At 36.6% G+C, this 10514-nt stretch carries 9 protein-coding genes; all 9 read left to right on the top strand.

The features are described 5' to 3' along the window. Nucleotides 1–19: 19 nt before the first annotated feature. The 9 genes from ABFC98_07005 (at nt 20) to ABFC98_06965 (ending at nt 10367) form a co-directional block, all read left to right on the top strand. Nucleotides 20–343: a hypothetical protein gene (locus ABFC98_07005; GenBank protein MEN6445777.1), complete on the top strand. Its 324-nt coding sequence runs from the start codon at nt 20–22 to the stop codon at nt 341–343. Nucleotides 344–381: 38 nt separating this feature from the next. Next, a complete protein-coding gene (locus tag ABFC98_07000) occupies nt 382–1212 on the top strand; it encodes a 3-keto-5-aminohexanoate cleavage protein (GenBank protein ID MEN6445776.1) in 831 nt (276 codons plus the stop codon). Between the two features lie 11 nt (nt 1213–1223). Beyond that, nucleotides 1224–3479 (top strand): vitamin B12-dependent ribonucleotide reductase, encoded by a 2256-nt coding sequence (locus ABFC98_06995; GenBank protein ID MEN6445775.1) that lies wholly within the window; start codon nt 1224–1226, stop codon nt 3477–3479. Nucleotides 3480–3618: 139 nt separating this feature from the next. Then, a complete protein-coding gene (locus tag ABFC98_06990) occupies nt 3619–4416 on the top strand; it encodes a hypothetical protein (GenBank protein ID MEN6445774.1) in 798 nt (265 codons plus the stop codon). A gap of 10 nt (nt 4417–4426) precedes the next feature. Next, entirely contained in the window at nt 4427–5431 is a 1005-nt protein-coding gene (locus tag ABFC98_06985) for an FAD:protein FMN transferase (GenBank protein MEN6445773.1), read from the top strand. After that, the gene (gene folE2, locus ABFC98_06980; GenBank protein MEN6445772.1) at nt 5428–6198 is read left to right on the top strand and encodes a GTP cyclohydrolase FolE2; all 771 of its coding nucleotides are present in this window, start codon (nt 5428–5430) and stop codon (nt 6196–6198) included. Before ABFC98_06985 ends, folE2 begins: the two co-directional genes overlap by 4 nt. Before the next feature lie 5 nt (nt 6199–6203). Then, the gene (locus ABFC98_06975) at nt 6204–8858 is read left to right on the top strand and encodes a pitrilysin family protein (GenBank protein ID MEN6445771.1); all 2655 of its coding nucleotides are present in this window, start codon (nt 6204–6206) and stop codon (nt 8856–8858) included. Between the two features lies 1 nt (nt 8859). Beyond that, complete coding sequence (locus ABFC98_06970) at nt 8860–9627, top strand: acyl-CoA dehydratase activase (protein ID MEN6445770.1); 768 nt, start codon at nt 8860–8862, stop codon at nt 9625–9627. Next, a complete protein-coding gene (locus tag ABFC98_06965; GenBank protein ID MEN6445769.1) occupies nt 9624–10367 on the top strand; it encodes a histidinol-phosphatase HisJ family protein in 744 nt (247 codons plus the stop codon). The genes ABFC98_06970 and ABFC98_06965 overlap by 4 nt, the downstream gene beginning before the upstream one ends. The last annotated feature ends 147 nt before the right edge of the window (nt 10368–10514 follow it).

The raw sequence follows: 10514 nt of genomic DNA, 5'->3' as shown, positions 1-10514 counted from the left end.
GTTACCAATAATGATAACAATGCCAGTGGTTTCTTATCTCCCTGCATCTTATTTGCTGGCGGAATCTTTATTAATGCAAAAGCCAGTAACATCAGCTTTCTTTATGCCTACTATCCAACCTTATGCAGCTGGAGAGCTTACGCTAACCATCCCATATTCCGATACGGGATGGTTACGAGATAGATACCGGTTACATACGAGCTATGAGCAGGGACGCTTAAATGAACAGGACTCTTTCCAATTAGTGCGGATTTACTGTAATCTCCTTACAAAATTAACTATATGCTGTGTTTTATGTAATTTGCATATACAACATTATGAAAGACAGAGAAATAGAATATAATATATGATAAAAAGAATTAAATATATAGAGGTATTATTATGGAACCCTTAATTTTAACTGCTGCTATCACCGGTGCTGAAACAACTCGCCGGGATCAACCCAATTTACCTATTACACCCGAAGAACAAGCAAGGGAGGCAAAAAATTGTTTTGAGGCAGGAGCACGGGTTATTCACTTACATATCAGAGAAGATGACGGCAGACCTTCTCAGCGTTTGGAGCGATTTCAAGAAGCGATTTCTGCCATTCGGAAAGAAGTTCCTGAAATGATCATTCAAATCAGTACGGGAGGTGCCGTTGGCGAACAATTTGAAAAACGCCTTGCTCCTTTATCTTTAAAACCGGATATGGGCACTCTTAATGCCGGAACATTGAATTTTGGAGACGATATCTTCGTCAATCATCCCGCCGATATAATTCGCTTGGCAGAAGCATTCAAAGAATATAATGTAATTCCTGAAATTGAGGTTTATGAATCCGGAATGATAGATTCTATTGCCAGATTGATTAAAAAAGGAATCATAACTCACAGTCCTTTACACATACAATTCGTTCTTGGCGTCCCGGGTGGAATGAGTGGTAAACCCAAAAATTTGATGTATATGATGGAACATTTGAAAGAAGAAATACCTACAGCAACTTGGGCTGTTGCCGGAATCGGTAAATGGCATATACCAACCTCTTTAATAGCGATGGTTACAGGCGGTCATATTCGGTGTGGATTTGAAGATAATATCTTTTATCATAAGGGAATTATAGCGGAGTCCAATGCTCAATTGATAGGTCGTTTAGCCAGAATTGCAGAGGAAATTGGACGCCCTCTTGCCACTCCGGAACAAGCAAGACAAATTTTAGCGCTAAATAAATAAGGGAAGGTAGAATGCAATTATCGGAAAATGCACTGAAAGTATTGGAAAAAAGATATTTCCACAAAGATGATAAAGGCAATTTGATTGAGGACTGGGATAAAATGCTTACACGGGTTGCCTCCAATCTTGCACAGGGTGATGAAGAAAAAACCAAACGGTTTTACGATTTGATGGATTCAGGATATTTCTTACCCAATTCCCCCACTTTAATGAATGCCGGAAGTGATTTACAACAACTCGCCGCTTGTTTTGTGTTACCTATTGAAGACAGTATGGAAAGTATTTTTGAAACTGTAAAAGATGCTGCTTTAATTCATAAAAGCGGAGGTGGAACTGGTTTTTCTTTCAGTCGTTTAAGAGAAGCCAATGCCCGGGTTCGTTCTACTAATGGTGTTTCCAGTGGACCGCTTTCTTTTTTGAAGGTTTTTAACGCTGCTACTGATGCTGTAAAACAAGGTGGAACCAGAAGAGGGGCAAATATGGCGATTTTAAATGTGGATCATCCGCAAATATTGGATTTTATCACTTGCAAAGAAAATCCTGCGGAACTAACCAATTTTAACATCAGCGTAGGCATTACTGAAGATTTTATGCAGGCGGTTGCCAATGATGATGAATATAATCTGATTTCTCCTCATACAAATGAAGTATGCGCCAAATTAAAAGCGCGTGATGTTTTTTCCCTGATTGTGCAAATGGCGCATAAAAACGGTGAACCCGGAATTGTTTTTTTGGATAGAATTAATAATGCTAATCCTACTCCGTCTTTAGGAAAAATAGAATCAACAAACCCTTGTGGAGAACAGCCATTACTACCTTATGAAGCATGTAATTTGGGCTCTATAAATCTGGCATTGCTGATAAAAGACAACGAGTTAAACTGGGATAAATTAAAGAAAGTGGTTTATGATAGCGTTGATTTTCTGGATGCAGTAATTGATGTTTCCCGATTTCCCCTACCTCAAATTGATGCAATGTCCAAAGCAAACCGGAAAATTGGACTGGGAGTTATGGGTTGGGCAGATTTGTTGTTTCAGCTGAAAATACCTTATGCGAGTGAATCTGCGGTAGCTCTGGGCGCTAAAATTATGGAATTTATAGATTTCTCTGCCAAAGAAAGGTCTATGCAGCTGGCACAGGTAAAAGGTGCTTTTCCTAATTTTTCCGAAAGTATTTATGCCCACGGTATGTTCAAGCGCGAAAAAATGGAGCAAAATTGGGATTTCCTAAAAGAAGAAATTAAGCAAAAAGGTCTGCGGAATGCTACTCTTACTACGATTGCTCCCACGGGAACAATTAGTATGATTGCTGATACTTCCAGTGGTATTGAGCCCCAATTTTCTCTTGCCTATGTTAAGAATGTGATGGATGGCGAAAAATTAATTTATGTGAACAAATACTTGCAGAAGGAATTGGAAGATAAAGGATTATATAGTGAGGATTTGCTGGAGAAGATTTTATCTGAGGGGTCCCTTGATAATATAGATGAAATTCCGCAAGAGCAAAAAATGATTTTTCAGACAGCCCATAATATTAGCCCCGAATGGCATATCAGAATGCAGGCAGCTTTTCAACAATATACTGATAATGCGGTTAGCAAAACCATTAATTTTCCAAATTCAGCTACGGTGGATGATATCAGAAGTGCTTATGAACTTGCCTATCAACTTAATTGTAAAGGAGTTACGGTTTACAGAGATGGAAGCCGTGAATTTCAAGTTCTAAGTAAGGGAACTCAAACTGAGGTAGCGGAAAAAAGTGAAAAAAAGGTTGCTCCCAGAACCAGACCTGAAATTACCAAAGGGATAACTCAGCGCGTGGAAACAGGATGTGGCCATATGTATGTAACCATAAATTCCGATGCTCAAGGTGCCTGTGAGGTCTTTATTCAAATGGGAAAAGTGGGTGGATGTGCTTCTGCCCAATTGGAAGCATTGGCAAGAATGGTTTCTTTGGCTTTGCGATCTCAAATAGAGATTGAGTCCATAATTAGGCAGCTGAAAGGAATTCGTTGTCAATCCCCTATGTGGAATAAAGGGAAAATGATTACTTCTTGCGGCGATGCCGTTGGACAGGCATTAGAACATTTTTTAAGGCAATATACTAATGGTGATTTTGCGCAAAATGAAAACCAAACCGAAAATGCTTATAATGATTCGGATAAGCCGTTAGGTAATGGATTTGCACTTTGTCCGGACTGTGGAAATACAATTGAACATATTGAAGGATGCTTAAAATGTCCTTCCTGTGGATGGAGTAAATGTTAGCTATGCTTGACAAAAGTAGCGTTATTATATTTTTGCCTAAATGCAAGACCTAATAGTATATTTTGCTATGCTGCAAAAGATTTGGTTACATTAAAGTGCTGATTCGAAATTCGCTAATTCTATTATAAAAGGAGAATAAATGCGCTGTAGATATTGTAATGCCCACCTTGCCATCCACGATGTATGGTGTATGCAATGCGGCAGACATACATCTGTCCTCAAAAATGATCTTTATTCAATGAAATCTTTATCTGATACATATAAAGCATTCAAGAAACAAATGGCTGCTTCAATGCCGGGTGCAGCTTTTGCTGTAATTTTGGGTTTAATTCCCGTAGCAGTTTTAATTTGGCTGTTTAATAGTATTGTGGTATTGGAAAGTAATACAACCGGACAATTTTTGTTAAACTTACTAATTAAGGCAGTTACTTTTTCTGTCTTCATTCCCTTTATGCTAATTTCTTTTGAGGCAATTTGTAAGCATAAAGAATATCATCTTAAACTGTCTGAAATGTTTACGGCTCTACACAGTTATCCGCGTTATTTCTTATGGACTCTTATCAATGCCATTTATTTTTGCCTTATCTATATCATCTGTTTTGGACTACCAGAATTTCCTTCGGGACCAATTTTGCATCTGGTCTGGCTTGTTTTAGCTAACTATTGGGTTGCCATTTCTTTACCCTCTTTAGTTTTGATGGAAGAATTGAACTTAAGCCCTGGTAAAGCAATAAAAAAATCCTATCAGCATTTACAGGATGTGCGTTGGAATATCTATTTGCTTGCTTTGGTCTTAGCAGTTTTAAATGTTCTTGGTCTTTTGTTTTTCTGGCTGTTGTTAATTCCGGAAGCTCTAATTTTAACATTCTCCTTTTTTGCGTTAAGGGATTATACGCGTAAATTGATTGATTTTGAACTTTTGAACTATCGTTTGTGAGGCATTCATTATGAATCGGAGAGAAATTATATCACTTCTAATCCTGATTTTAGTAATTGGATTTGGCGCTTATAAATACTTAACCAGGTCTTTTACTGAATTAAAAAGTCAATATTTGATGGATACGATAGTAGAAATATCTGCCACTTCGCAGAGTAAAAATGTTGGTCATCAAATTGATAAAGTGTTTAACTACATTCATAATCTGGAAAGCAAACTGAATGAATTTAATCCCGACAGCTATTTGGGCAAAATAAATGCAGATTCCACTCATACTGTCTTTGCTATGGATGCCGACATCTATAATTTACTTACAATTGCCGATAGTTTATATAAAATGACTGACGGAACTTTTGATCCCACGATAAAACCGGTGTGGGATTTATGGGGTTTTAATGTGGAAAATCCGGTTCCACCCGATTCGATGTTAGTAAAGAAAACACTCGCCAAAGTAGATTTCAGCAAAATTCGGTATAATCAAAAAAATTTATATAAGCCAGTAGGAATGCAGCTTACTTTTGGCTCTATTGCCAAAGGTTATATACTGGATAAAGCAAAGGATTATATGCAAACTTTGAAATTGGATGATGGATACATTAACTGTAGAAGTTCGATGATCTTCTTCGGTTACAAAAAACCGCAAATTGTTTATATTCAACATCCTCGCAAGACGGATGATTTTATCGCCAGTTTCAAAGTATTGAATCTAAGTATTTCAACTTCGGGAGATTATCAGCAATTTTTTGAATACAACGGCACTCGCTATCATCATATTTTAGATCCATTTACCGGTTATCCAGTAAAAAATGTGCAGTCGGTAACTGTTTTATCTCCTTCTGCCGCATGGTCGGACGGTCTTTCTACAGCTTTATTTTTATTGCCTCCGGAGAAAGCTTTGGATTCTCTTAAGGGCAAAAAGGACTGTGAGGCAATAATATATTTCAGTAAAGGTGATTCTTTAACATCAATTAAAACACCTGGTATGTTGGAAAGGGATTTGAACGAGAAAATATGAACATACCTGATATTCAATCCCAAACCGATAATCGTTCAATAACCATTGATAAAGTTGGCGTAAAAGGCATTCGCTATCCGATAATAGTTCAGGATCGAGAAAATGGCATTCAACATAGCATTGCCGATCTAAATATTTATGTGGAACTTCCTCAACATAGGCGTGGAACTCATATGAGCCGTTTTCTGGAAATTTTGAATCGGTATCATACCGATGTCTTTATTGATAAGCTGGATTCTTTTCTGAGCGATATGAAAATGAGTTTGAAAGCAGATGCTGCTTATGTGGATATTATGTTTCCTTTTTTTATGAAAAAAACGGCTCCTGTTTCCAAGGTCTCCTCCCTATTGAGTTATGATTGTTTTTTTAACGCTTCTTACAATGAAAATTTTGAACTTTGGATTGGCGTAAAAGTGCCGGTTACAACTTTATGTCCCTGTTCCAAGGCAATCAGTGTTTCCGGAGCACATAATCAAAGGTCAGAAATTTTCATCAAAGTGCGTTATCGGGAATTTGTTTGGCTGGAGGAACTGATCCAGCTCGCTGAAAAACATTCCAGTTGCGAAATTTTCCCTTTATTGAAACGCTCCGATGAAAAATATGTTACCGAAAAGGCATATAATAACCCCAAATTTGTAGAGGATGTAGTGCGAGAAATAACCTTGGCATTAAACAAGGATGATAGAATAACGGGATTTTATGTAGAAGCGCAAAATTTTGAATCCATCCATGCACACGATGCGTATGCCCTTATAAGCAGAATATAGATAGTATGATACAAAAAATCATCTCCGGAGATTATGAATTTCCAATCCCAATCTGCCAAAAGATGAATAACGGTATGGAAATTATCTCCGTTAAAGATAATTCCAATCCTGTTCTCTGCATTCAACTATACATTCGAACTGGTTCAGCTCTGGAAAATAATCAGCAGAGAGGTTATTCGCATTTTATCGAACACTTGAGTTTCAAATCCACCCGGGATTTTCCCAACAATGGTATTTCTTTTTATACTTCTGGATTGGGTGGAATGCTGAATGCTTATACAGATTACGATTGCACCTGTTATTATTTGAATATTCCTGCCGAACAAATCAAGGAGGGATTGCATATCCTTTCTCAGCTTGCTTTTCACAGCACATTTAATAATGAAGATGCTGAAAAAGAAAAAGAGATTATTCTGGAGGAAATAAAACAATACCAGAATGAACCAGAATCGGACTTCTTGGAATATATTCAAAAGAGTTATTATCTTAAAAGCCCACTCCAATACCCTGTATTAGGAAATCCCGAAAGTATTCATAATGCAAGCTTTGAATCACTCTATCAGTTTTATGAAAAGAGATACATTCCTCTTAATGCGTTTCTAATTATTTGCGGCGACTTTCAGGAAAAGGAACTAAAGACATATATTGAGGACTATTTTGGCGATTGGCAAAATACCGATAACCCTCTTCCCTATCTTTCTGACATTGAGCCAGAATTAAATGGTTTTCGTTATTTCTTTCGAAAAAAACAAGTAAGCGGTGACACACTTGCCATTGCTTTACCAGAATTGAGTGAAAAACATCCTTGCGCCAATGCTTTATTAGTTGCTATGCGCTATCTGGCAATTGGAAAATCATCGCGTCTATTTAAACGGCTTGTGGAAGAAGAAAAAATATGTTCCAGTGTAAAAGTAAATTCTTTGTGCGGATTCTTTTCCGGGATTTCGGTGATAACTTTTACTCCCATTTCCGAAAATTATATACCTACAATACTGGACATTTTCAGGGAAGAATATTCCAATTTAATGAACAACGGAATACCACTGGCAGAAATGGAACTGATTAAAAAAGACATTATCTACGGGTGGTTCTATAGTTTTGAAGGTATGGAAAATCTTGCCAACCTCGTAGCTATGGAAAAGTTTACCGGAGACCTAAATCGTTTACAAAAATATGGCGAAGAAATCAATTCCACAACAATGGAAAATGTTATGGCGGCCATTCATAAATATTGGCTTCCGGAAGGCATTGCAGTTTATGTGGAAGGACCTTCTGAAATAAAAGAAACAGCGACAAAAGCCAATCTCATCAAAGATTTTATTTCCAACGCATATTCCCTATCCGATTCCGTTAAGAATGATTCTTCAGAGCTAAACTTTTTGCCTTTGAATATGGAAGGCAGCAAAAAACCAACTGAAATAAATAGGATTGATGACGATTATTATCAGATATTTCTTTCCAATGGTATGCAAGTTCTTTTTAAACAGCTTAAGCATAAAAACATAAGCGGTTATTCATTGTCCACGCCTATCAGTCAAGTATGTGAATCTCCTCATTCTGTAGGTAATAATTTTTTCTGTTCTTCCTTGTTACTGTATCAAACCCAAAAACATAGTCATCAGGACTTATTACAATATTCTCGCGATAATGGATTGAACATCCGTTTAATGCATCATTTGGATTCAACTACATTCAGAGGAAAGTGTCTAAACAAAAATCTGAATAAGGCACTTTCGTTGCTGGCTGAGTTGCTCTATTTCCCTAATTTTGATAGAAGCTATCTTTCTTTATTAACTTCCGTGGCTTTGGATGATATTCGACGCGATAATGATTATCCTGTTAGTTACGCTTATCTAAACTGGTATAAAATGTTAGTAGGCAATAACAGTAATCTTTTTAGATCAACGGGAACATCCACTCAGATTCGTTCCATCCGATTGGCAAATCTTCAAGATTGGTATTCTAAATGGAATATAGCAAAAGATTTCTGTCTTTGTATTGCCGGAAACTATTCAGTAAATGAAATATGGGAATTATGCGAGGAGAACTTGGGAGGAAGAAAATTTGTTTCTCCTTCTCTAACTTCACAACCTGTGTATGCTCCTTCCCCTGTTCATTTCAAAAAGAAATACCGTAAAACAGACCAAGCCATTATTTATATTGGGGGATTTGCTTCACCTGCTACTAATAGAGACGAAAATACAGCTTTTTATGTTTTAGCCCAAATTTTGGGGGGCGACATATCTTCGCGCTTTTTTGATCTTTTAAGAGAACAATATGGATATGCTTATCAAACTGGGTTTGATTTTCAATCTTTAAATGAACTGGGATTTTGGAATGCTTTTGCTTTTTGTGATAAAGCAGATTATCAAAATTGCCTAATTTTGATGCAAAATATTTTGTCCTCCGTAGTTGAAAATGGCGTAACAGAAGATGAACTTAAAAATGCCAAACAATATTTAATTGGAATGAATCGTTTTGAAAACGAAAGCGTTTCTTACACGGCTTCCACAATTTCCAATCTGGCAGCTTTGGGATATGAACCAGAATATTATCTTACCAGAGAAGAACGAATTAGGAAAGTAGATAGCCAGTTAATATGGCAAATAGCTAAAAAGTGGTTGCTGCCAGAAAACCAATTTACTTATATTTTATTGTAAAATGCTTAAACTTGGTATCGATATCGGCTCACGCAACACGAAAATTGTTATCTACAACACTGATAACAAAAATATAGAATTTAATGCTTATCAGACAACTGATATTTTTGTTTTAGATGGAGTTCACTCACTTCTCGATAAAGCATTTTCGACTTTAGGAATAAGTAAAAACGATATATCTTTAATTGGCGTAACAGGTTACGGACGCAAACTATATAAAGAGGCAAATTCCATCCATTCTGAAATTAGCTGTCATACCGCCGGTTGTTTATTTTATTTTCCTAATGCCAATACAATCATCGATATCGGAGGCCAAGATTCCAAAATTATAACTTTGAATGAAAGCAGAAAAATAACTGATTTTGTAATGAACGATAAATGTGCAGCAGGAACCGGACGCTTTCTGGAAATGACTTCTTTACGCCTGGGTTGTCCTATTTCTGAACTTTCTTCCTTGGCGGCAAAATCCACTTGTGAAATTAAACTAAATTCCACCTGTGTAGTTTTTGCAGAATCAGAAATTATTGGTATGCTTTCTTCGGCAATTGCACCAGAAAATATAGCTCGTTCTGTTCATCGCAGCATTGCAAAACGAATTTTGGGTCAAATGTCATCTTTAATTTGGGAGCCGCCAGTTGTTTTTACGGGAGGAGTCGCTTTGAATGAAGATATGGCAAAATGTTTAAGTGAATCACTTACATATCAAATAGTTACACCACCTATACCAGAAATTACAGCTGCCTTGGGAGCAGCTATTTTAGTTGAATGAAATACGATTATCATATTCATACTGAAGATAGTTACGATAGTTCTATTAAAGCAGTTGATTTAATTACCAAAGCTATTCAATTACAATATGATGAAATAGCTATTACTGAGCATCTGGATTTACTTCCAATTGAAATTAAGCAATACGGAGCTCCATCACTAAAGCGCTATATGGAAAGAATAAAGATATTACAGGATAGCACTTCAGAAGTTACTTTACTTTGTGGCATAGAAATTGGTGATTATCAGCGTGTTAAGGAATATGCACTCTCTTTAATAGAGGGTTACCATTTTGATTTGATTCTCGGCTCGGTGCATTTTTTAAAAGATCAAACTAATGTAGCCCTACCTTTGAAGCATCCACTTACTAAAGAACAAGTTAACGACTATTATAGGCAAAATTTAGCATTAGTGACCAATTGTGACATAACGGTTTTAGCTCATTTGGGAGTGTATAAGCGTTGTTATCAGTCAATTCCGGAGGAAAGCATTCATTATCCTGTCATAAAAGACATATTTAGAACTATGATTGATCGCAAAATAGCTCTGGAAATCAATTACAGTTCATTGCGCAGAGGATATCCTTCCTATCTTCCAGAAAACCATATTTTAGAATTGTATCTGGAAATGGGTGGAGATCTTTTTTCTTTGGGTAGCGATGCACATTTGATAGATCATTTTGATAAATATAGAGACAGCATACCTCAACGATTCTGCACTTCTTTTAGACATCAAATGTAGTAGGAACTTGCCACAATACCTTTTTTTTGACTATCAGATACCTCTATATTTAAAATTTTTCTTGCCAAAAAAGACAAACCCATTATTTTGTTTAAAAAACAGACCTGCGATGAGAGATAAGTTCTGGCATCAAGGGCTAAATAAGAA

It is taken from the genome of Candidatus Cloacimonas sp. (assembly GCA_039680785.1).
Classification (GTDB): Bacteria; Cloacimonadota; Cloacimonadia; order Cloacimonadales; family Cloacimonadaceae; genus Cloacimonas.
Note: the sequence above shows the minus strand (reverse complement) of the source record. Positions and strands in the feature narration are given on the sequence as shown.

What these genes read in the sequence shown, in the direction of transcription:
- ABFC98_06970 (MEN6445770.1), top strand. Translation starts at nt 8,860, where the DNA reads ATGCTTAAACTTGGTATCGATATCGGCTCACGCAACACGAAAATTGTT.
- ABFC98_07005 (MEN6445777.1), top strand. Translation starts at nt 20, where the DNA reads ATGCCAGTGGTTTCTTATCTCCCTGCATCTTATTTGCTGGCGGAATCT.
- ABFC98_06975 (MEN6445771.1), top strand. Translation starts at nt 6,204, where the DNA reads ATGATACAAAAAATCATCTCCGGAGATTATGAATTTCCAATCCCAATC.
- ABFC98_06965 (MEN6445769.1), top strand. Translation starts at nt 9,624, where the DNA reads ATGAAATACGATTATCATATTCATACTGAAGATAGTTACGATAGTTCT.
- ABFC98_06995 (MEN6445775.1), top strand. Translation starts at nt 1,224, where the DNA reads ATGCAATTATCGGAAAATGCACTGAAAGTATTGGAAAAAAGATATTTC.
- ABFC98_07000 (MEN6445776.1), top strand. Translation starts at nt 382, where the DNA reads ATGGAACCCTTAATTTTAACTGCTGCTATCACCGGTGCTGAAACAACT.
- ABFC98_06985 (MEN6445773.1), top strand. Translation starts at nt 4,427, where the DNA reads ATGAATCGGAGAGAAATTATATCACTTCTAATCCTGATTTTAGTAATT.
- folE2 (MEN6445772.1), top strand. Translation starts at nt 5,428, where the DNA reads ATGAACATACCTGATATTCAATCCCAAACCGATAATCGTTCAATAACC.
- ABFC98_06990 (MEN6445774.1), top strand. Translation starts at nt 3,619, where the DNA reads ATGCGCTGTAGATATTGTAATGCCCACCTTGCCATCCACGATGTATGG.